The 20,439-nt window shown below is 67.2% G+C and carries 22 protein-coding genes; 5 read left to right on the top strand and 17 right to left on the bottom strand.

Annotation, left to right across the window (positions count from 1 at the left end; genetic code table 11):
* Positions 1 to 4: 4 nt before the first annotated feature.
* The 4 genes from G6N18_RS19670 to G6N18_RS19655 all read right to left on the bottom strand — a co-directional run bounded on the left by G6N18_RS19670 (position 5) and on the right by G6N18_RS19655 (position 2,114).
* Positions 5 to 289: a type VII secretion target gene (locus G6N18_RS19670; RefSeq protein WP_067218099.1), complete on the bottom strand. Its 285-nt coding sequence runs from the start codon at positions 287 to 289 to the stop codon at positions 5 to 7.
* Positions 290 to 490: 201 nt separating this feature from the next.
* Complete coding sequence (gene purQ, locus G6N18_RS19665) at positions 491 to 1,165, bottom strand: phosphoribosylformylglycinamidine synthase subunit PurQ (RefSeq protein WP_067218095.1); 675 nt, start codon at positions 1,163 to 1,165, stop codon at positions 491 to 493.
* Positions 1,162 to 1,413 carry a phosphoribosylformylglycinamidine synthase subunit PurS gene (gene purS, locus G6N18_RS19660; protein ID WP_083006238.1) on the bottom strand — a complete coding sequence of 84 codons (252 nt, stop codon included), beginning with the start codon at positions 1,411 to 1,413 and terminating at the stop codon, positions 1,162 to 1,164. Before purS ends, purQ begins: the two co-directional genes overlap by 4 nt.
* A gap of 35 nt (positions 1,414 to 1,448) precedes the next feature.
* Positions 1,449 to 2,114, bottom strand: a complete 666-nt coding sequence (locus tag G6N18_RS19655; protein ID WP_067218088.1) for an ATPase — start codon at positions 2,112 to 2,114, stop codon at positions 1,449 to 1,451.
* Positions 2,115 to 2,160: 46 nt separating this feature from the next.
* Here G6N18_RS19655 and G6N18_RS19650 point away from each other — a divergent pair, with 46 nt between their 5' ends.
* Positions 2,161 to 2,814: an MBL fold metallo-hydrolase gene (locus G6N18_RS19650; RefSeq protein WP_083006237.1), complete on the top strand. Its 654-nt coding sequence runs from the start codon at positions 2,161 to 2,163 to the stop codon at positions 2,812 to 2,814.
* Positions 2,815 to 2,819: 5 nt separating this feature from the next.
* On the opposite strand, the gene G6N18_RS19645 is transcribed toward G6N18_RS19650, so the two are convergent.
* The 6 genes from G6N18_RS19645 to G6N18_RS19620 form a co-directional block, all read right to left on the bottom strand.
* Positions 2,820 to 4,457 carry an FAD-binding dehydrogenase gene (locus tag G6N18_RS19645; RefSeq protein ID WP_083006235.1) on the bottom strand — a complete coding sequence of 546 codons (1,638 nt, stop codon included), beginning with the start codon at positions 4,455 to 4,457 and terminating at the stop codon, positions 2,820 to 2,822.
* Positions 4,458 to 4,480: 23 nt separating this feature from the next.
* The gene (locus G6N18_RS19640) at positions 4,481 to 5,185 is read right to left on the bottom strand and encodes a DUF2334 domain-containing protein (RefSeq protein ID WP_083006233.1); all 705 of its coding nucleotides are present in this window, start codon (positions 5,183 to 5,185) and stop codon (positions 4,481 to 4,483) included.
* Positions 5,186 to 5,254: 69 nt separating this feature from the next.
* Positions 5,255 to 5,752 carry a glutathione peroxidase gene (locus G6N18_RS19635; RefSeq protein ID WP_083006231.1) on the bottom strand — a complete coding sequence of 166 codons (498 nt, stop codon included), beginning with the start codon at positions 5,750 to 5,752 and terminating at the stop codon, positions 5,255 to 5,257.
* Between the two features lie 9 nt (positions 5,753 to 5,761).
* Entirely contained in the window at positions 5,762 to 6,319 is a 558-nt protein-coding gene (locus G6N18_RS19630) for a TetR/AcrR family transcriptional regulator (RefSeq protein ID WP_083006229.1), read from the bottom strand.
* Between the two features lie 43 nt (positions 6,320 to 6,362).
* Complete coding sequence (locus G6N18_RS19625; protein WP_083006227.1) at positions 6,363 to 8,468, bottom strand: S9 family peptidase; 2,106 nt, start codon at positions 8,466 to 8,468, stop codon at positions 6,363 to 6,365.
* 29 nt (positions 8,469 to 8,497) lie between these two features.
* Entirely contained in the window at positions 8,498 to 9,385 is an 888-nt protein-coding gene (locus G6N18_RS19620; RefSeq protein ID WP_083006225.1) for a phosphoribosylaminoimidazolesuccinocarboxamide synthase, read from the bottom strand.
* Positions 9,386 to 9,416: 31 nt separating this feature from the next.
* Here G6N18_RS19620 and G6N18_RS19615 point away from each other — a divergent pair, with 31 nt between their 5' ends.
* Positions 9,417 to 10,037, top strand: coding sequence for a hypothetical protein (locus G6N18_RS19615; protein ID WP_083006223.1), 621 nt, complete (start codon positions 9,417 to 9,419; stop codon positions 10,035 to 10,037).
* 125 nt (positions 10,038 to 10,162) lie between these two features.
* Entirely contained in the window at positions 10,163 to 11,020 is an 858-nt protein-coding gene (locus G6N18_RS19610; RefSeq protein ID WP_083006221.1) for a type IV toxin-antitoxin system AbiEi family antitoxin domain-containing protein, read from the top strand.
* 6 nt (positions 11,021 to 11,026) lie between these two features.
* On the opposite strand, the gene G6N18_RS19605 is transcribed toward G6N18_RS19610, so the two are convergent.
* The 4 genes from G6N18_RS19605 to purB are packed head-to-tail and all read right to left on the bottom strand — an operon-like array spanning position 11,027 to position 15,227.
* Positions 11,027 to 11,611: a DUF1707 SHOCT-like domain-containing protein gene (locus G6N18_RS19605; RefSeq protein WP_083006219.1), complete on the bottom strand. Its 585-nt coding sequence runs from the start codon at positions 11,609 to 11,611 to the stop codon at positions 11,027 to 11,029.
* A complete protein-coding gene (locus G6N18_RS19600) occupies positions 11,598 to 12,557 on the bottom strand; it encodes a tellurite resistance/C4-dicarboxylate transporter family protein (protein WP_234806247.1) in 960 nt (319 codons plus the stop codon). The genes G6N18_RS19605 and G6N18_RS19600 overlap by 14 nt, the downstream gene beginning before the upstream one ends.
* 10 nt (positions 12,558 to 12,567) lie before the next feature.
* On the bottom strand, positions 12,568 to 13,812 hold the full coding sequence (locus G6N18_RS19595; RefSeq protein WP_083006217.1) for a cytochrome P450: 1,245 nt from the start codon (positions 13,810 to 13,812) through the stop codon (positions 12,568 to 12,570).
* Positions 13,809 to 15,227 carry an adenylosuccinate lyase gene (gene purB / locus G6N18_RS19590; protein ID WP_083006215.1) on the bottom strand — a complete coding sequence of 473 codons (1,419 nt, stop codon included), beginning with the start codon at positions 15,225 to 15,227 and terminating at the stop codon, positions 13,809 to 13,811. Before purB ends, G6N18_RS19595 begins: the two co-directional genes overlap by 4 nt.
* A 54-nt stretch (positions 15,228 to 15,281) precedes the next feature.
* Here purB and G6N18_RS19585 point away from each other — a divergent pair, with 54 nt between their 5' ends.
* Positions 15,282 to 16,145 (top strand): DUF429 domain-containing protein, encoded by an 864-nt coding sequence (locus G6N18_RS19585; RefSeq protein ID WP_083006213.1) that lies wholly within the window; start codon positions 15,282 to 15,284, stop codon positions 16,143 to 16,145.
* On the opposite strand, the gene G6N18_RS19580 is transcribed toward G6N18_RS19585, so the two are convergent.
* Together G6N18_RS19580 and G6N18_RS19575 are read right to left on the bottom strand one after the other, a co-directional pair.
* Positions 16,142 to 17,563: an APC family permease gene (locus G6N18_RS19580; RefSeq protein WP_083006212.1), complete on the bottom strand. Its 1,422-nt coding sequence runs from the start codon at positions 17,561 to 17,563 to the stop codon at positions 16,142 to 16,144. The two genes, G6N18_RS19585 and G6N18_RS19580, sit on opposite strands and share 4 nt — an antisense overlap.
* Positions 17,564 to 17,578: 15 nt before the next feature.
* Positions 17,579 to 18,208, bottom strand: coding sequence for a TetR/AcrR family transcriptional regulator (locus G6N18_RS19575; RefSeq protein WP_067218029.1), 630 nt, complete (start codon positions 18,206 to 18,208; stop codon positions 17,579 to 17,581).
* Between the two features lie 129 nt (positions 18,209 to 18,337).
* Between G6N18_RS19575 and G6N18_RS19570 the strand changes: the two genes are divergently transcribed.
* A complete protein-coding gene (locus tag G6N18_RS19570; protein WP_083006271.1) occupies positions 18,338 to 19,159 on the top strand; it encodes an alpha/beta hydrolase in 822 nt (273 codons plus the stop codon).
* On the opposite strand, the gene purD is transcribed toward G6N18_RS19570, so the two are convergent.
* A complete protein-coding gene (purD, locus tag G6N18_RS19565) occupies positions 19,156 to 20,424 on the bottom strand; it encodes a phosphoribosylamine--glycine ligase (protein WP_083006210.1) in 1,269 nt (422 codons plus the stop codon). The genes G6N18_RS19570 and purD overlap by 4 nt on opposite strands.
* Positions 20,425 to 20,439: the final 15 nt, after the last annotated feature.

Genomic DNA, 20,439 nt, shown 5'->3' with positions numbered 1-20,439 from the left:
CACGTCAGAACAGCCGCTTGAACGTGTCCGCCAGGGTGCTGTCCTCGACTTCGTAGCGATCGCCCGCGCCGCGCACCGCTATACCCATGGCACGAATGTCGTTGGCGATGTCGGCGGCCGCGATACCCAGGTGGGACCCGATCTGGCGGGCGGCCCACTGCGTCTCCGAGCCCGGTAGGCCGTCGGCCGACGTCGTGGCCGTCGAGCCGACGTCGAGTCCGTTGATCGTCGCCGCGACGGCGCCCACTTGCGCGGCGAATGCACGCAAGACTTCCGGATCGACTAGCACTTGGCACCCGAAGTTCGTCTGTTGCCAGGAGTCGTATCTTCAGCACGGGTCAACACGGATCGAACCTAACACCGCCTGAGGGGCAGTCCGCGCACCAAAATCGGCACCCTCTGGAGCCGGCGAGCGTGCAGAAAGTGCTGCAAAAGCGCGGCGTGTCGTGTGCAAACACGCACGCTCGCGGAGAAAAGGGTGACGCTTCGCTCAGGCGCTCAGCACGCCGTCCAGCGCGGAGTAGAACAAGCCGAGCCCGTCGTCGGACGGTCCGGTGAGCGCCTCGGTCGCGTGCTCGGGATGCGGCATCAGGCCGACGACGCGTCCGTCGGCAGAGCTGATGCCCGCGATGTTGCGTTGCGATCCGTTGGGGTTCTCGCGATAGCGGAACACCACACGCCCCTCGCCTTCCAGCTCGTCGAGCACCTTGTCGCTGGCCACGTAGCGCCCCTCGCCGGATTTCAGGGGGATCAGCAGGTCGGCGCCCTGCTCGTAACGCGATGTCCACGCCGAGGAGTTCGACGCCACTTCCAGCCAGATGTCGCGGCAGACGAAGTGCAGGCCGACATTGCGGGTCAACGCGCCCGGTAGCAAGCCCGACTCGCACAGGACTTGAAAACCGTTGCAAATACCCAACACCGGCATGCCTTGCTCGGCGGCGCGCACCACTTCGCCCATCACGGGCGCGAACTTCGCGATCGCCCCGGCCCGCAGATAATCCCCGTAGGAGAACCCGCCGGGCACCACCACTGCGTCGACGCTCTTCAGGTCGGCGTCGGCATGCCAGAGCGGAACGGCTTCGGCGCCGGCCAACCGAACGGCTCGCGCGGCGTCGACGTCATCGAGGGTGCCGGGAAATGTGATGACGCCCACACGCGCGGTCATGACTCGTTCCCCGCCGGTTCCCGGCTCACGCTCCAGTCCTCGATCACGGTGTTCGCCAACAGCGATTCCGCGATCTCAGCGAGGGTGTCGTCATCGATGCTGTCATCGACCTCGAGCTCAAAGCGCTTGCCCTGCCGCACATCTGAGACGCCGCCGAAGCCGAGTCTGCCCAGCGCGCCGACGATCGCCTGCCCCTGCGGGTCGAGGATCTCGGCCTTGGGCATCACGTGCACCACCACCCTTGCCACGCGTCAACTGTACCGGCGGCTTCGGCTTGCGCGAGTCACCGGCACGAACCGAGGTAGGCATTGCAGAGCGGAGCCGTCAGCGCGTCGAGAACCCGGGCGTCGGGCACTGCGTCCCAGGGCACCTGCACGGGCAGCGTCGACCACATCGCCAGTTCGACGATCGTGCCGCTAGTCGGGTGCGCGAGCAGGTACTGGTGCACCACCTTCTGGCCGGCCACGCTGATCACGGCGGCCATCCGCTCCGGGTCCGTCGTGGTGATCGACGGCGACACCAGCGGAGCCGTCAACTGGCAGGTCCGCAGCCTGTGTCGCGCCGTGTCGAGCACCGACCGCGTGAGCGGATCGTTGTGCGCGATGTCTCCGCGCCAGTGCAGTACCTGCGCCCGTAGTTGCCACTGACCAGCCGGATTGCCGACCTCCGCCCTGGCCGCGACCACATAGTCGCGCGGGTCGCCGGGCACCGGCGGGCTGCTGCAGAGTTCCTCGAACATGAACCGCGGCGAGCGCGCGCTGACCGCCAAGCCGGCCAGGCCAGGCCAGCGGTACACCGAGTACAACGGAAGCTCGCTGGACACCGCCCAGGCCGAATCGGGAATCGCGTCGCAGATCGGCGGGCAGATGCCCGGGACGGCGGCCGCCGGCGGGATAGGTGTGATCGCCACCCCGAACGCCGCGAGGGCCACTGCCAGCAGCAATCGCACGACTCAAGTACCCCCTGAACACGGCCAGCGCCGCCACAATATAGGCATGGAATTGACGCATTTCGGACATTCATGCTTACTCGCGAATTTCAAGGGTGAATCGGGCGGCGAAACGACGATTCTTTTCGACCCTGGAACGTTCTCGCACGGTTTCGAGGGCATCACGGGGCTGTCGGCGATCCTGATCACCCATCAGCATCCCGACCACGCCGACACCGAACGATTGCCGGCCCTGCTCGACGCCAATCCGCAGGCCGCGCTGTACGCCGACCCGCAGACCGCCGCGCAACTCGGCGATCCGTGGCGCGCGGTCAACGTCGGCGACGAGCTCACCATCGACCACCTCACGGTCCGCGGCGTCGGCGGCAAGCACGCGGTGATCCACCCGGAGATCCCGGTGATCGACAACATCTCGTATCTGATCGGCGACGGCTCGCATCGTGCCCGCTTGATGCACCCCGGCGACGCGCTGTTCACTCCGGGCGAACCGGTCGAGGTGCTCGCGACGCCCGCCGCCGCGCCATGGATGAAGATCTCCGAGGCGGTGGATTATCTACGCGCCGTGGCGCCGACGCATGCGGTGCCCATCCACCAGGGGATCATCGACCCCAGCGCTCGCGGCATCTTCTACGGCAGGCTCTCGGAGATGACGGACACCGACTTTCAGGTGCTCGAACCGGAGAACGGCACGGCTTTCTAGCGCAGCTAAGCGGTGTCGCGCGCCGCCGCGCGGCCGGCGGCCCGGCCGGAGAAGATGCAGCCACCGAGGAAGGTGCCCTCCAGCGACCGGTAGCCGTGCACGCCGCCGCCGCCGAAACCCGCGGCCTCCCCGGCGGCGAACAAGCCCTCGAACACGCTGCCGTCGGGTCGCAGCACCCGCGCGTCGAGGTCGGTTTCCAAGCCACCCAGCGACTTTCGCGTCAGGATGTGCAGTTTCACCGCGATCAGCGGACCGGCTTTCGGATCGGTCAACCGGTGCGGCGCGACGACGCGACTCACCCGGTCGCCGAGATAGTTGCGGGCCACCCGGATCGAGGCGATCTGGAAGTCCTTGGTGAACTTGTTCGCGACCTCCCGGTCACGAGCGGTGACCTCGGCCTGCACCGTCGCGTAGTCCAGGCGTTGGACTTCAGGGACGGCGTTCATCGCAGAAACCAACTCGCGCAGGGAATCAGCACTGACGAAGTCGACCCCGCGATCGACGAACGCCTGCACCGGCTTCGGCGCCCCGGCACGCACCCGCGACAAGACATCGCGGACGCTGCGGCCGGTGAGGTCCGGGTTCTGCTCCTGACCCGAAAGCGCGAACTCCTTGGCGATGATCCGCGCATTGAGGATGAACCACGTGTAGTCCTGCCCGGTCCGCGCGATGTGTTCCAGCGTGCCGAGTGTGTCGAATCCGGGATACAGCGGCGACGGCAGGCGGTTGCCGTTGGCGTCCAACCACAACGACGACGGCCCGGGGAGGATCCGGATCCCGTGCAACGGCCAGATCGGGTCATAGTTGGTGATGCCCTCGGTGTAATGCCACATCCGGTCGCTGTTGATCACCCGCGCCCCGGCCGCCTCGGTGATGCCGATCATGCGACCGTCCACGTGCGCGGGGACGCCGGACAGCAATTGTTCGGGCACCCGGCCCATCCGCTTCGGCCAGTTCTGCCGCACCAGGTCGTGGTTTCCTCCGATGCCGCCACTCGCGACGACAACCGCCTGAGCGCGGAACTCGAACTCTGCAACAGCTTTTCGTGACGACGCGACACCGCGCGGCGCGTCAGTGGGCTCGAGCACTGCTCCCCGCACACCGACGACCGCGCCGTTCTCGACGATCAGCTCGTCCACGCGATGCCGATGCGCGAACCGGACGCGTCCGGTCAGCCGACGCGCGAAGATGTCGACGATCGCCGGGCCGGTGCCCCAGGTGATGTGAAACCGTGGCACCGAGTTGCCGTGCCCGCGGGCGTCGTATCCACCACGCTCGGCCCACCCGACGATCGGGAACGTCTGCAGGCCACGCTCGCGCAGCCAGCCGCGCTTTTCGCCGGCCGCGAAATCCACGTAGGCGTGCGCCCATTGGCGGGGCCAGTGATCCTCCGGGCGGTCGAATCCCGCGGAGCCCAGCCAGTCCTGCAGCGCCAACTCGTGACTGTCCCTGATGCCCAGCCGCCGCTGCTCGGGGCTGTCGACGAAGAACAGGCCGCCGAACGACCAGAACGCCTGGCCGCCGATGTTGTTGGCGCTCTCCTGGTCGACGATCAGTACGCGGCGGCCCTGTTCGACGAGTTCGCATGCCGCCACCAGACCTGCAAGCCCGGCCCCGACGACGATGACGTCAGCATCTGCCATGTCGCCACGTTAGCGGGCGGACGCTACGCGGCGTCTGTCAATGCGCGGTACGGCCGCCATTCGTAGACACCGGGCACGCACCGGTGCATGAGCGCGAGGTCGACGGCGTCGAGCATCGCCCGCCGCGGCCCCGGCCTGCGCAGGTGCCGGGCGGCGACGGCCACCCGAACCAACCCGCCTCGTCGTGCGATGCGCTCTGCGGACAGCACCAGTGTCCGGCACCACCACGGCTCGCTGAGGAAGCCTTCACCGATGCCGAGGACCCGCGAACGTACCGCCGTCCCGCGGGCCAGATCGGCGATCTCGGTGAGTCCGGCGAGGAGTCGGAAGCCGTTGCGTGGCAATGCCGTGAGTGTCCCCTGCGACACCGTCCAACCTGGCGCCGCGAACAGCCGCGTGCGCAAACCCATGTGCTCCATCACGCGGTCGGCGGCCATCAACCGCAGATTCGCCTCGTGTGCCGGCAACGTCGCGAACTCTGAGCGCCGATTCTTGGTGGCAGCCTCGTCGAAGCCGTGCAGCACGATCGCGTCGCGTGCATCGCGCCTGCGTGCCAGCCATCCCACCGTGGCGGCGTCGTCGTCGAGCCGGTAGCCGCCCTTGATCCTCGGCGCCACCAGCAATGAGACCGGCACACCGCGCACGTCGAGTTGCGCGCAGAACTCCGCGACCTCGGGCATCGTGCGATCGCTGATCCCGGAGACGGAGACGATCAGTTGTCCAGCCACGCGGCCAGTATGGCAACGTCAGGTGTCGCAACGGTTTACGACAGGCTGACGGCACATGACGATCGCGTGCTAGCGCGGCAGAACGTCCTCGATGGCCGCGATCACCTCGGGAGAATCGGGCTCGGTGCGGGGACGGAACCGCTTGGCCACCGTTCCGCCCGGCGCGAGCAGAAACTTCTCGAAGTTCCACTGGATGTCGCCGGCCTCGCCGCTGTCATCGGGCGTCTTGGTCAACTCGGTGTACAGCGGATGCCGGTCGGCGCCGTTGACGTCGGTCTTGGCCAGCAGCGGGAATGTCACTCCGTAAGTGGTCGAGCAGAATTCCCGAATCTCTTCGGCGCTGCCCGGCTCCTGACCCATGAACTGGTTGCACGGCACGCCGATCACGGTCAGCCCGCGGTCGCGATAGTCCTTGGCCAACTGCTCGAGCGCGGTGTACTGCGGCGTCAGACCGCATTTCGAAGCGACGTTGACCACCAGCGCGGCGCCGTCGGCCAGTTCGCCCAACGTGGTGTCGCGGCCGTCGAGGGTGGTGACAGCGATGTCGGTCAGCGGTGTGTCGGTCATGCCCGCACGTTACCCGTTCTTGAACAGCATGCCCGCCACCCGGTGCACTGTCGCCACCGGATCGTCGTCGACGTCGATGGTTTTGTTGAGCCACAGCAGCGAAAACCCGTGCACCAGTGACCATGCCGCCAGCGCAGCGGCTTGTGGGTCCTCGGTGGCGCGCGGATCGTCAAGGGTCCCGACGCCCTGGGCCAGCTCGGTGCCCGCAGCATCCTGAGCCGCCACCAACTCGGGGTTGGCCGGGTCGACAAGTGACCGGTCGAACATCACCGCGTAGTGCCCCGGGTTGTCGAGCGCGAACCGCACGTATGCCAGCGCGGCGTCGAGGAAATCCGGCCTCGTGTCGGCGAGGGCTGCGGCCAGCTTCCGCCAACCCTGGGCCGCCAACGCGGTGAACAGGCCACGGCGGTCGGTGAAGTGGTGCGCGGGCGCCGCATGCGACACCCCCGCCACGCGGGCCAGCTCGCGCAGCGAGATGCCGTCGGCGCCACGCTCGGCCACCAGGTCGGCCGCCTCCGCGAGGATGACGGCCTTCAGGTCGCCGTGGTGGTAGGAGGGCCTGCTCATGCCGCCATCATACCCACAAATCTTGACAGTGTCTAGATTGCGCCTAGGGGCGGCGCTCGTGATCGGCCTTGGCAGCGTCCAGTAGCCAGGCGTACTGGAACGCGGTTTCCTTCCAGCGTTCATAGCGTCCGCTGATGCCGGCGTGGCCGGCGTTCATCTCGGTCTTGAGTAGCACCGGATTGTCGTCGGTCTTGGTGTGGCGCAGTGCCGCAATCCATTTCGCGGGCTCGACGTAGTACACCCGGGTGTCGTTGAGCGACGTCATCGCCAGGATCGGCGGGTAATGCTTGGCCGCCACGTTCTCATACGGCGAGTACGACTGCATGTACTCGTAGACTTCCTTGTTCTCCAAGGGGTTTCCCCACTCGTCCCATTCGGTGACCGTGAGCGGAAGCGACGGGTCCAGGATCGTGGTGAGCGGGTCGACGAACGGCACCACCGCGAGGATTCCCGCGAACAGCTCCGGCGCCATATTGGCCACGGCGCCGACGAGCAGGCCGCCGGCACTGCCCCCGTAGGCGACGAGGTTCTCCGGTCGGGTGATATCGGTCTGCACGAGATGGTTTGCCACGGTGATGAAGTCGGTGAAGCTGTTCTTCTTCTCGAGCATCTTGCCGTGCTCGTACCACGGCCTACCCAGCTCTCCGCCGCCGCGCACGTGGGCGACCGCGAACACCATCCCCCGCTCGAGCAGCGACAGCCGCGCGATCGAGAAGCGCGGATCCTCGCAGGCCTCGTATGCGCCGTAGCCGTAGAGCAGCGTCGGGGCCGGATACTGCAGGCCGATCTTGTGCACGATCGAAATCGGAATCCGCGCGCCGTCGGGCGCCACGGCCCAATCGCGGCGTTCGACGTAATCCTCGGGGCGGTAGTCGCCGAGCACGGGCTGTTCGCGCAGCAGCGTCCGTTCGCCGGTGGCGAGGTCGACGTCGTAGACGCGCACCGGGATGACGTACGAGGTGGCGCCGATCCGCAGTTTCGGTGCGCTCCAGTTCGGATTCACGCTCAACCCGGCCGACGTCAGTTCGGACTCGAACGTGAAGTCCTCGGGATGGCCGTATTCACCATTGGGGTAGATGGGCCACAGCTGGATTTTCGGCAACGCCTCGCTTCGGTAGCTGACGACGAGGTGCCTCTCGAACGCGTCCACCGAATCCAGGCGGGCGTCGTCGCGGTGCTCGATCAGTGTGCGAACCACGGTGGGCTCGGCGACCGGCGCCTCGACGAGCGTGAAGTTCTCCGCACCGTCGTTGTGCAGGATGAGGAACCGGTCTTCACCGCCCACGACGGCGTGCTCGACGGAGTACTCGACGAAGTCGCGGCGCGGCCACACGACCGTGAACTCGGCGTCGGGGTCCGTCGCGTCGGCGTAGCGCACCTCGGAGGTGACGGCGCTACCGGCGGCGATGATGACGTACTTGTCGCTGCGGGTCCGGCCGACGCCCAGCCAGTACCGTTCGTCGGGTTCGTGATACACGCGTTGTGCCGGCAGGCCCGCGCCCAGCCGGTGCCGCCAGATCGTGTCGGGCCGCCACGCTTCGTCGAGCGTCGAGTAGTACACGGTGCGGTTATCGGCCGCCCACGTCGCGCCCGGACCGATTCCGACGATCGTGTCGTCGTACAGCGCGCCAGTGCGTAAATCCTTGAACCTCAGCGTGTATCGCTCGTCGCCCTTGACGTCGACGGAGTACGCCAGGATGTTGCCGTCCAGGCTGACCGAGGCGGCGCCCAGGGAGAAGAAGTCGTGGCCCTCGGCCTCGACGTTCTCGTCGAGCAGCACCTGTTCGCCCGGGATCTCGGTGTTCTCGTCGAGCACCGGCGGCGTCCAGTCGTCGGGATCGGCGACCGGGCAACGGCAGTGCACGCTGTACTGCTTGCCCTCGAAGCTACGGCCGTAGTACCACCAGGCGTCGCGTCGGGTCGGCACCGACAGGTCGGTCTCCTTGGTGCGTGCCTTGATCTCATCGAAGATGTTCTGCCGCAGCGGTGCCAGATGCTCGGTGACGTGCTCGGTGTAGGCGTTCTCCGCTTCGAGGTGTGCGGTCACCGCCGGATCGCTCTTGTCGCGTAGCCATTCATACGGGTCGACGAAGACGTCGCCGTGATGCTCGCGGCGCGTCTCGACGCGTTTGGCGACAGGTGGCTTCATCCGCCGTTGATCCGCTCCGCAAGCGTCGCTCATGCGCCGATCCAATCGCTGAAGTCGAGACCCGAAATGCGTTCGTACGCCTCGATGTAACGCGACCTGGTGGCTTCGACGACGTCTGGCGGCAGGGGCGGCGGCGGGGTATCGCCGGCACGGTCCCATCCGGAATCCGGCCCGGTGAGCCAGTTGCGGACGAACTGCTTGTCGAAGCTCTGCTGCACGACACCTTCTTTCCAGTCGTCGGCCCGCCAGTATCGGCTCGAGTCCGGCGTGAACACCTCGTCGGCCAGTCGGAGTTCGCCGTCTTTGTCCACACCGAACTCGAACTTGGTGTCGGCGACGATGATGCCCTTGGTCAACGCGTGCTCGGCGCCCTGGATGTAGGTCTTCAGTGTCCGATCGCGTACCTGCTCGGCCTGCTGCGCGCCGAGCAACCCGACCACCTCGTTGAACGAGATGTTCACATCGTGCTGTCCCAGTTCGGCTTTGGTCGCCGGGGTGAACAGCGGAGCAGCGAACTTGCTCGCCTCGCGCAGGCCTGCCGGCAGCGCGATACCGCACACCTTGCCGGTCTGCTGGTAGTCGATGAGCCCGGAACCGGTCAGGTAGCCGCGGGCCACCGCCTCGACCGGCAGCATCTGCAGCTCCTGCACGACCAGCGCGCGGCCGAGCACCTCGGCGGGGATGCGCTCGTCGTCGGGTGGGCCGGCGAGGTGGTTGGGCGCGTCGAGAAGGTCGAAGAAGAACACGCTCATCGCGGTCAGGATGCGGCCCTTGTCGGGGATCTGCGAGTCGAGGATGTGGTCGTAGGCGGAGATGCGGTCGCTGGCCACGAAAAGCAGCGTCTCGTCGTCCACGCGGTACAGCTCGCGAACCTTGCCGCTGGCCAGATGTTCGTAGTCGGACAGAGCGGGGCGCATCGGGCCAGCCTATCGGGCAGCATCTACAGCCATGACTTCGCGGTTTATCCCCTATGCCACCACGCCGTCGCGTGTCCTCGGCCAGCTGATCAGCGACATCGTCGTGGTGGCCTGGACCACCGTGTGGGTGACGGTCGGCATGGCCGTGCACTCGGCCGTCTCGACGATCGCCGCGGTGGGCCGTCAAGTCGAGACCGGCGCCAACGGGGTGTCCGAGAATCTCGACACCGCAGGTGACCGCACCGACGACTTCCCGCTCGTCGGCGATGCGCTCAGCAAGCCGCTGCGGGCGGCCAGCGAGGCGGCGCTCGATATCGCGGGGGCCGGTCAAAGCCTCGACACCACCGCGTCATGGTTGGCGTGGGTGCTGGCGCTGGCGGTGGCCGCGCCGCCGATCCTGTTCGTCGCGATGCCGTGGCTGTATCTGCGGCTGCGGTTCTTCCGTCGGAAATGGATTGCGATCTCGCTGGCTCGCACTCCCGCCGGCGAGCAACTGCTGGCGCTGCGCGCGCTGGCCAACCGGCCGCTGGCCAAGCTGGCGGCGATCCACCCTGATCCCGTCGGGGCGTGGCGCGAGCACGACGCCGAGACCATCCGCGGTCTCGCCGCCCTGGAGCTGCGGTCCGCAGGTGTCGCGCGACTCCGTGTCTGAGCGGCTCCGCCGCCAGCGGCTCCGCCGCCCGCGACTTGTGGAGGTTTGGCGGCGGTGAGCGCCGGTGCGGCTCCACAAATCGCCCGGGATGGAACCGGTTGGGCCGGTTCTCGCGTCCAAAAAGAGTGCTCGACGACTATCTGTGCCGGCAGGACGGCGTACTCACCCGCACTCAGGCGCTTCGTGTGGGGCTGAGCCAGGATGCGATCAACCGCAGGATCCGGTCGGGGCATTGGCTGCGCTGCGCTCGCGGCGTGTACTTCGTCGCCGATCGGCGATTCACCGACGCCGCTCGGGTACGCGTCGCTGTGCTGGCCTACGGTCCGCAGGCATGCGCGAGCGGCATGGCGGCGGCGTGGTGGCACCGGCTGACGCAATTCGCGCCGAGGACCGTCGAGGTCACCGTTCCACGAGACAGTCGACTTCGACATCAACCGGAGACCAGGCTGCGGCGACGTGACCTCGACCCGCACGACGTGATCGAGCGCGACGGCCTGCGCGTCACCGCGCTGCCGCTGACGGTCGTCGAAGCCGCGGTCCGGCGCGGCGGCGGTGCCAAGCTGATGGACGCCGCCCTCCAGCGCCACGTCGAACTCGCTCAACTCTGGCGGGCACATCTACGCAACAAGGGCAGGCACGGCTCGCCTCCAGCACGCAGACTCTTGCAGGCCGCCCAGGACGGGGCCCGCTCGGAGGCCGAGCGACTGCTGGTCAAGCTCCTCCGCGACGCCGGGTTCACCGGCTGGAAGACGAACTATCCCCTCGGCGGTTACAAGGTCGACGTCGGGTTCGTCGACGCGAAGGTCGCCATCGAGGTCGACGGGTGGGCATTCCACCATGACCCGGATGCGTTCCAGATCGACCGCAAGCGCCAGAACGCGATATCGCTTCTCGGCTGGAAGGTGTTGCGCTTCACCTGGCTCGACCTGACGGAGTATCCGCAACGCGTGCAAGCCGAAATCGCCGCGGCGACCGGACAGTGAACCGCACTACCCGAGCACGCGCCGCCACACCCGCCCGAATGAATACCGCGCCGTCACCGATCCGAACCGCACCCGGCCGCGGACCACCACATGCAACCGCTCCGACCGCGGCCCGCGGGGCACCTTGACGGTCGTGCTGCCGGCGAACGTCTCGACACCGTCGAGGTCGGCGGTGGCGCCGTCGGGCAGGATCAGTTCTGTCGAGCTGAAGTAGTCGTCGATGTCCAGCACGACGGTCGGCCCCTGCAGCGCCGCGTTGGTGAAGTCGAGCGTGGTGTCACACATCCGGGTGTTCACCCGCAGGTGCGACGGCACCGTCCACCGCCCACGCCGCGAGACCGACGACATCCGGCCACGCAACACCGAGCCATCGCCAGGCCCCGCCGTCGTCGGTGGCAGGACGTCCACATCTGGGAGATCAGCCAACACCGTGCGGAGGTCTCCGCGGGTACGCGCGGCCAGCACAGTGTCGATCCGCTCGCTGAACTCGTCGAGTGTGAGCATGCCCTGGCCCACCGCCCGTTCGAGTCGTCGTCTCACGTGAGCACGGTCGTCGTCAGAGATCCGTAGGTTCGCATCATCGGAGTCCATGCCTCGAGGGTAGGTGGCGGCGGGCACGCAACCGCCACGCCCCGGCGACCGCCACAATGAGCCACGCAGCGAACGCAATCCAGAAGAAGGTCGTCGAAACGCCGGGCAGCACAGGCCATCCGGTCTCTACGGCCATGGCGTGGGTGGCCGTCGAGTACATGCCCAGCGGGAACACCATCGCCCACCACACCGCGACGAAACGCCGGGCCTCGGCCCGCTGGATGTGTCGCAAGCCGAAGTAGAGAAGCGGCAGGATCCACAACGACGCCACACACCACGTCGCGATCGTCACTGCGCGGACGTTGTCGAACCCCGCGCGGTGGATGTGATCTCCGGCCAACGTGGCAATGGCCAACCCGCCCATCAGTATCCACGCGTCCGGCTCGAACCCACTGGGATCCAGCCGTGCGGCGAACGCCCGCGCCAGGATCATCGCGGTCATCAACACATACACCGCGATCGCCACCGCCCAGATCGCCACACCGATCATCAGCAGGGCATGCGAGCCCCTGTCATGCGCCAGCGCTACTGCGACGATCGCCAGTCCGGACGTGCCGACGCTGGCCAGTTCCCACGCGCCACGTGCACGCTCCTGCAACTCTTTCCAGGATCTGGCAGCGAGATTCCTCGCCGTCAGCGCGCTCAACACCAGCCAGGCGACCGCCGCCAACACGCCCAGCGTCCACAACACCGCCGATATCGACGTCAGCCTGTTGTCGAGGACCGCGCACGCCGCGACGAACGTGAACAAGCCGAATGTGACATCGGGATCCGACAGATCCGGCGGCCGGCCGCGCCACATAACTCCCGCCGCCGCGATGAGAACCACGAGCCCGACGACGGCCACCACAGCCAGGCCGTCGCTGACGTAGACCAAGCCGTGGTCCGTCGCGGCGATCGACACGATGCCGGTCGCCATCACGAACGCGAACGCGTCGGGCCTCACCGCCCGCCGCTCACCGCAGCTCCACCACGAGGTGCCGAATGCCGGTGTGCCGGTTGCTGCGCGTCCACTCGACGGGCTTGACCAGCGTGGCCACGGAGAACCGCGTCAGCAGTTCCTCGAACAGCACCCGAAGCTCCAGCCGCGCGAGGTTGGCACCGAGGCAGTAGTGCACACCGTGCCCGAACCCCAGATGCGGGTTTGGTTTACGCTCGATGTCGAACACATCCGGATCGGTGAAGACCGCCGCGTCCCGGTTGGCCGATCCCTCCCAGATCTGCACCTTCTGACCGGCCGCGATCTCGCAATCGCCCAACGACACATCGCGGGTCGCGGTGCGCCGCTTCGATGGTGAGGGCGACGTCCAGCGCACCATCTCCTCGACGGCCGGCGGCAACGAATTCAGATCCGAACGCAGAGCCGCGAGCGAATCAGGGTTGTCGATCAATGCCAGCAGCCCACCGGCCACCGCATTGCGGGTCGTCTCGGCGCCCGCGCTGAACAGCAGGCTGAAGAACAGATACAACTCGATTTCCGAAAGGAGGGCCGGAGAGAGTGCGCCGTCGTCCGCGGTGCCATCGAGGCAAGCGTTCGCCACCACCGACAGCATGTCGTCGGTCGGCGACGCGCGTTTGGCGGCGATCAACTCCTGGCCATAGGTGTACATCCGCGAGCCGGCCTCCTCGGCCGACAGCTGTCCAAGGGATGCCTTACGGGAACCGCCGAAGTCGAACTGCGGCTCGATCGCCTGAAACAACCAATGACGTTCGGACTCGGGAACTCCCAACAGAATGCAGATCATCTGCATCGGCAACTCGGCGGCTACGTCGACCAGGAAATCAAAGGGCTCCCCCGGCTCGACAGAGTCCAACAGCCGCCGCGCCCGCGCCCGCAGATCGTCCTCGACCCGCCGGATCATTCGTGGCGTCAGACCCGAGCTGACGAGCCTGCGGATCTGCGCGTGTCGCGGGTCGTCCATCATGTTGAGCACCTGACCGGCGATCGCCAGGTCTTGCAGCAGCGTGCCGCCGTATGCCCGCGAACCACCGGTCACCGACGAGAAAGTTTGTGGATCACGCAACACCGCAAGCGTTTCGGCGTAGGTGGCGACAGACCAGAATCCTTCGCCGTCGGGAGTGTGCTCGGTCGGCGGGTGCCAATACACCGGCGCCTCGCGCCGATGCACCGCGAACAACTCGTGCGGGAAACCGGAAGCGAAGTTGTCCAGATCGGTGAAATCGATTGCGGCCAGTGTCACAAGATGGCACCCGAAGTGTATTTGGCGGCTTCGGGATAGCGGCTGACCAATTCGTCGACTGCTTCGACGATTCGGTCCACCTGATCGCCGGCAGCGCCGGTGAACGCCTGCTTGTCGGCCAGCGCCGCATCCAGCGCGGGCCGGTCCAGCGGTAGCCGCGCATCGGCCGCCAATCGGTCCAGCAGGTCGGGTTCGGAGCCCTTCTCCCGCATCGCCAAGGCCACCGCGACGGCGTGCTCCTTGATCACCTCGTGGGCGGTCTCGCGGCCGACCCCGGCGCGGACGGCGGCGATCAGGATCCGCGTCGTCGCCAGGAACGGTAGATACCGGTCCAGTTCCCGCTGGATCACCGCGGGGTAGGCGCCGAACTCGTCGAGCACCGTCAGAAAGGTTTCGATCTGCCCGTCGACGGCGAAGAATGCATCGGGCAGCGCCACCCGGCGCACCACCGAGCAGAACACGTCGCCCTCATTCCATTGCGCGCCAGCCAGTTCGGCCGCCATGGCCGCGTAACCGCGCAGCACCACCTGCAATCCGTTCACCCGCTCGCACGAGCGGGTGTTCATCTTGTGCGGCATCGCCGATGATCCGACCTGACCGGGTGCGAAGCCTTCGGTGACCAGTTCGTGGCCGGCCATCAGCCGGATGGTGTGCGCCAGGGACGACGGCCCCGCACCCACCTGCACCAGCGAGGAGACGACGTCGTGGTCCAGCGAACGCGGGTACACCTGCCCGACGCTGGTGAAAATGTCTGTGAAGCCGAGGAATTCGGCGACTCGGCGCTCGAGATCCGCAAGGCGCGACGCGTCACCGTCGAACAGGTCGAGCATGTCCTGAGCGGTGCCCATCGGGCCCTTGATGCCGCGCAACGGGTATCGGTCGATCAACGAGCGCAGCCGCTGCAGCGCGATAAGCATCTCTTCGGCCGCCGACGCGAATCGCTTGCCCAAGGTGGTCGCCTGCGCGGCGACGTTGTGGCTGCGGCCGGCCATCACGAGGTCGCGATACAGAACGGCGCGTTCGGCCAAGCGGGCCACCACCGCCACGGCGTGCGAATGCACCAGCTCCAGGGACCGGCGGATCTGCAACTGTTCCACGTTCTCGGTGAGGTCGCGGCTCGTCATGCCCTTGTGCACGTGCTCGTGGCCCGCCAGCGCGTTGAACTCCTCGATGCGCGCCTTGACGTCGTGGCGCAGCACCCGCTCGCGCTCCGCGATCGAGGCCAGATCGACGTGTTCGAGCACCCGCTCGTAGTCCGCTACCACCGTCGCCGGAACGTCGACACCCAACTCCGCCTGGGCGCGCAGCACGGCGACCCACAGCCGGCGCTCCGCGACGACCTTGGCCTCCGGCGACCAGATGGCCACCATGTCCTCGCTGGCATAACGATTGGCCAGCACATTGGGGATCGTCACAAACACTCAGCTTACGGCGGCGGGTAGGTGCACGGGTAAGGCAGAGTAGCGCCCATGTACTTCGTTGGGCTCGATCTCGCATGGGCGGACGCGAACCAAACCGGGATAGCCGTCCTCGACGAAGACGGACGGCTCGTGCAGGTCGGCGCGGCGGTCAGCGACGACGAGATCGCGGCGACTCTCGCGCCCTACGTCGACGGTCCCTGCGTCGTGGCCATCGACGCCCCCCTCATCGTCAAGAATCCCAGCGGCTACCGACTCGGCGAGACCTTGTACAACCGGGATTTCGCGCCGTTCGAAGCAACCGCGCAGCCCTCGAACACGGGCAATCCGCTCTTCAATCCACCCCGCGCCGAAGTCCTCTGCGAGCGGCTCGGCCTCGACCCCGACCCGCAGTCTCGCGGTGTTCGTCGCGCGATCGAGGTCTATCCGCACGCAGCGACGGTCTCACTGTTCAAACTCGGCAGGACGCTCAAATACAAGCGGCGCGCCAAGGATGTCGAGAAGCGCAAGTCCGAGCTGCTGAGGATGGTGGAGCTGATCGAGGGGTTGCACGACGCGACGCCGCAGCTTCGCGTGCGCAGCAGTCCTGCCTGGCTTGAACTTCGAAAGAGAATCGAGGCGGGGGTTCGAGCCTTTCAGCTGAACGCTTGTGAAGATCCCGTCGACGCGGTGCTCTGCGCGTACGTCGCGCTGTATTTCGAGCGGCGCCGCGAGGACATCACGATCTACGGCGACCGCGAAGTCGGCTACATCGTCACGCCGGCGTTGCCACCGGAGCTCGCGCCCGCTCCTCGGGCTCGTGCGGTGCCACACCATGACCCCGACGATGTGTTGCCGCGGCTCGAGCAGGTTCAACTTCTCATCGAACGCGCACAACGCGAGCTCACCGAGATCCGCAGGCAGCTGGGCGGCTAATCCGGCCGTTCGGCCAGCTGGGTCGGATCGGTGATGCCGGCGTCCTTGATGCCGAGCTGCTTGTTGATCACCACGGTGATCACGAACAGCACGACGCCGATCACGAGTAGGCCGCCGGCGACCAGGTACTGCGAACCCGGGCGCCCCGACAGCGGCGTCACCAGATACAGCGATGTGATGAACCCGATCACGGGCAACACCGTGGGCGTTTTGAAGTGCCGGCCGGCCTCACGGACGTCGCGGCGCAACACCAGCACCGCGACGTTGACCATCGCGAAGACCGCCAACAGCAACAGCGACGTCGTGCCGCCGAGCACCGAGACCGCCTTGCTGCTCGCAAACGCGGAGACATAAAAGATCAGACCGAACGCGATGACTGTCGTGAATACGATTGCAACCCAAGGAGTGTGGCGTGTTCGGTGCACCGCTCCGAGCACCGGCGGCAACACATGCTGGCGAGCCATGCCGTAGATCAGCCGGCTCGCCATCAGCATGTTGATCAGCGCGGTGTTCGACACCGCGAACATCGTGATGAACGGAAACAGTTCGTCGATCGGAAGCCCGGGGGCGGCCGCCTCGACCACGGCGACGAGCGGTGTGGCGCTTGCCTTCAGTTCACCGATGGGCACCAACGCGACGGCGATGATCGACACCACGATGTACACCACGCCCGCGATGCTCAAGCCGGTCAACAAGACCTTCGGGAAGATCCGGACCGGGTCCTTGGTCTCCTCGGCCATGTTGACCGAGTCCTCGAACCCGACCATCGCGAAGAAGGCCAGTGACGTCGCCGCGGTGATCGCGACGAATGTGCTTCGCTCCTGGCTGCTTTCGAACATGACGACACGCGAGAAGTCATAGTCGCCGGCCTGGGTGAAGGCCCACAGCCCGACGAAGATCACCATCATCAGTCCGGTGATCTCGATGATGGTCAGGCCGACGTTGAGCTTGACGCTTTCGCTGACGCCGCGCAGGTTGATCGCGGCCAGGACGGCCATGAACGCCAGCGCGATGACGGCGACACCGGCCTTGCCCCAATCCAGCCCGAAACCCTTGATCAGGTTGGCCGCGAACGCTTGTGACGCGGTGGAAGCGGACGTGATACCGGAGCACATCACCACGAACGCGACGAGGAAAGTGAAGAACTGAACTCCGAAAGCCTTGTGCGCGTACAGCGCTGCTCCCGCCGCCTGCGGATATTTCGTCACCAGCTCGAGGTAGGAGAACGCCGTGATCGTCGCGATGGTGAACGCCAGCAGAAACGGCAGCCAGGCCGCACCGCCGACCTCACCGGCAACCTGGCCGGTCAGCGCGTACACGCCGGTGCCGAGGATGTCGCCGACGATGAACAGGAGCAACAACCCCGGACCCATGACCCGCCGAAGTTCTGGCTGTTGCTTGTCCACCGGCGTACTCATCGGCCTCCTCTGGCTTTACACCTGCGCTACCCGCTCGTCGATCGGTGCCAACACGTCTATCACGTCGATCAACGTCGCGCGCGCTGTTGCGCGAGGGCCGTCACCCTCGGCGACCAGCGCCGCGACCACCGCACCATCGACGGCGTTGACCAACGCGGTGAGGTACTCCGCCCGCACCGACCGCCCCGAGCGTTCGATGACCTCGATGACCGCGTCGCTGCGCTGGCGCAGAATCCGCCGTTGGATGTCGCGCAACAGGGGGTGGCGTGCGCATGCGATGTAGCGCTCATAGCGCGAGATCAACTGCTCGCTGACCCGCTGTCCCACCGCGTCATCGACCAACAGGTCGACCAGGATGTCGGCGGTCGACTCCGCGCCCCGTCGCCGCCGCGACAGCATCGCGACGCGCGCCCGCAACTGCTCGGCCTCGCGCTCGCCGACGTATTCGACAGCCTTGGCGATCAAGTCGTCCAGCGACGAGAAGTAATAGGTCGTCGACGCCAGCGGCAGGCCGGCACGACGGGCCACGGCGCGATGACGCACCGCGTCGAAGCCGCCTTCGCACAGCAGATCGGCAGCTGCGCTGACCAGCGCATACCGCCGACGCTCTCCCTTGGGAGTGACCGCTGCCGTCACGCCTAGCATGCTGCCAGTCAGGCGGGCCTCCCATCGGGCTTTCGGCTAAACGTCAGGCTTTGCCCACAGAAGACGGGGCTGGTGGTTCTGCTGCGACGCGCAAACGGCCGCGCCGGCTGAACAAGTGCCGGTGGCATGATGGCCGCCATGCCCGAACTGACTCGCCGTTCGCTTCTGCGCTTCGGAGTCGGTGCCGCGGCCGGGGCGGTGGCGTTGCGGATGGCGCCGACGGTTCCGGCGGCCCCTGCCGCGCCCACCTACATCGACGGCTCCTTCGTCTCGGCGGCGCGGGGAGGACGGACGACCAATTGGGCAATCGCCCGCCCGCCCGGCCAGAGCGCCCCGTTGCGTCCCGTCATTGCGCTGCACGGGAAAGGACAGGACGCGGCCGGTGTGATGGCCGGAGGTGTGGAGCAGGGCCTGGCCGAGGCCGTCGCCGCGGGGCTGCCGCCGTTCGCGGTGGTCGCCGTCGACGGCGGTGGAAGCTACTGGCACAAGCGGGCGTCCGGCGAGGACTCCGGGGCGATGGTGCTCGATGAGTTGATCCCGATGCTCGACTCGCAGGGCTTGGACACCTCGCGCGTCGGCTTTCTCGGCTGGTCGATGGGCGGCTACGGCGCGCTGCTGCTCGGTGCCCGGCTCGGCCCGGCCCGCACGGCGGCGATCTGTGCGGTGAGCCCGGCGTTGTGGACGTCGTCGGGGGCGGCCGCGCCCGGCGCTTTCGACAGCGCCGAGGACTATGCGGCCAACAGCGTATGGGGGCTGCCCGCGCTGGCGTCCATCCCGATCCGAATCGACTGTGGCACCGACGATCCCTTCTATTCGGCGACGAAAGAGTTCATTGCGCAGCTGCCGAACCCGCCCGCCGGCGGGTTCTCACCGGGCGGGCACGACGGTGGGTTCTGGAGCTCGCAACTGCCCGGTGAGCTGAGTTGGATGGCGCCGTTGCTGACGGCCTAGAGGGCGATTCGCCCTTCGGCCGCCGCCAAGCCGATATCGCTGCGAAAGTGGCTGCCGGGCAACCGAATCGACTTGATCAGCTGGTAGGCGGCTTCGCGCGCGGCCGGGAGGTCCGCACCAGTGCCGACCACCGAGAGCACACGGCCGCCCGATGACATGATCGCGCCGTCGTCGCTCCGACTTGTCCCCGCGTGCAGCACGCCGTCGACCTCTGACCCGGTGATCGCGTCGCCGACCCGCGGGCGGCCCGGGTAATTCTCCGCGGCCAGCACCACGGTCACCGCGGCGCCGTCGCGCCACTGCAAGGGCGGCTCGTCGGCGAGGTCTCCGATCGCGGCGGCGTACAACAGTTGGCCCAGCGGCGTCTCCAGCAACGCCAGCACACATTGGGTCTCCGGATCGCCGAAGCGGCAGTTGAATTCGATCACCGCGGGCCCTTGCGGCGTGATCGCCAACCCGGTGTATAGCAGGCCCGAGAACGAACTGCCGCGCGCAACCAATTCGGCGGCAACGGGTTTCACCACGTCATCGACGATCCGGGTGACGACGTCATCGGGCAGCCACGGCAAGGGGGCGTAGGCCCCCATGCCTCCGGTATTGGGCCCGGTGTCGTTGTCGCCGACGCGCTTGAAGTCCTGCGCCGGGAGCAGCGGCACCACGGTCTCGCCGTCGACGACGCAGAACAGCGACACCTCCGGGCCGTCGAGGAACGACTCGAGCAACACCGGATGCCCCGCGTCGAGCAGGCTTGCCGCGTGCGCCCGCGCGGTGGCGCGGTCGGCGGTCACCACCACGCCCTTGCCCGCGGCCAGGCCGTCGTCCTTGACCACCCACGCCGGGTCCCCGCCCGGCGGGCCGAACCGGTCGAGCGCGGCGTCGAGATGTGCCGGGTTGTCGACGACCTCGCTCCTGGCGGTGCGCACTCCGGCGGCGGTCATCACGTCCTTGGCGAACGACTTCGAACCCTCGATACGCGCCGCGTCCTTCGTCGGCCCGAAGCAGGGGATCCCGACGCTGCGCACAGCATCGGCGACACCGAGCACCAACGGCACTTCCGGCCCGATGACCACCAGGTCGGCGGCGATGCGCTGGGCCAACTTCGCGACCGCCTCACCGGAGGTGATGTCGACGTCGTACTGGTCGGCGATCCCTGCGGTCCCCGCATTACCCGGGGCCACGGACAGCCCCTCGACCTCGGGGTCTCGCCGTAGCGCCAGCAGCAGCGCATGTTCACGGGCTCCGGAGCCAATCACCAGGACTCGCACAACTGCTCACCCTAA

Origin of the sequence: Mycolicibacterium celeriflavum (assembly GCF_010731795.1) — a bacterium.
Classification (GTDB): Bacteria; Actinomycetota; Actinomycetes; order Mycobacteriales; family Mycobacteriaceae; genus Mycobacterium; species Mycobacterium celeriflavum.
This window is presented reverse-complemented; position numbering and strand designations above follow the sequence as displayed.

What these genes read in the sequence shown, in the direction of transcription:
- purQ (WP_067218095.1), bottom strand. Translation starts at nt 1,165, where the DNA reads ATGACCGCGCGTGTGGGCGTCATCACATTTCCCGGCACCCTCGATGAC.
- G6N18_RS19650 (WP_083006237.1), top strand. Translation starts at nt 2,161, where the DNA reads ATGGAATTGACGCATTTCGGACATTCATGCTTACTCGCGAATTTCAAG.
- G6N18_RS19645 (WP_083006235.1), bottom strand. Translation starts at nt 4,457, where the DNA reads ATGGCAGATGCTGACGTCATCGTCGTCGGGGCCGGGCTTGCAGGTCTG.
- G6N18_RS19635 (WP_083006231.1), bottom strand. Translation starts at nt 5,752, where the DNA reads ATGACCGACACACCGCTGACCGACATCGCTGTCACCACCCTCGACGGC.
- G6N18_RS19630 (WP_083006229.1), bottom strand. Translation starts at nt 6,319, where the DNA reads ATGAGCAGGCCCTCCTACCACCACGGCGACCTGAAGGCCGTCATCCTC.
- G6N18_RS19625 (WP_083006227.1), bottom strand. Translation starts at nt 8,468, where the DNA reads ATGAAGCCACCTGTCGCCAAACGCGTCGAGACGCGCCGCGAGCATCAC.
- G6N18_RS19620 (WP_083006225.1), bottom strand. Translation starts at nt 9,385, where the DNA reads ATGCGCCCCGCTCTGTCCGACTACGAACATCTGGCCAGCGGCAAGGTT.
- G6N18_RS19615 (WP_083006223.1), top strand. Translation starts at nt 9,417, where the DNA reads ATGACTTCGCGGTTTATCCCCTATGCCACCACGCCGTCGCGTGTCCTC.
- G6N18_RS19605 (WP_083006219.1), bottom strand. Translation starts at nt 11,611, where the DNA reads ATGGACTCCGATGATGCGAACCTACGGATCTCTGACGACGACCGTGCT.
- G6N18_RS19585 (WP_083006213.1), top strand. Translation starts at nt 15,282, where the DNA reads ATGTACTTCGTTGGGCTCGATCTCGCATGGGCGGACGCGAACCAAACC.
- G6N18_RS19580 (WP_083006212.1), bottom strand. Translation starts at nt 17,563, where the DNA reads ATGAGTACGCCGGTGGACAAGCAACAGCCAGAACTTCGGCGGGTCATG.
- G6N18_RS19575 (WP_067218029.1), bottom strand. Translation starts at nt 18,208, where the DNA reads ATGCTAGGCGTGACGGCAGCGGTCACTCCCAAGGGAGAGCGTCGGCGG.
- G6N18_RS19570 (WP_083006271.1), top strand. Translation starts at nt 18,338, where the DNA reads ATGGCCGCCATGCCCGAACTGACTCGCCGTTCGCTTCTGCGCTTCGGA.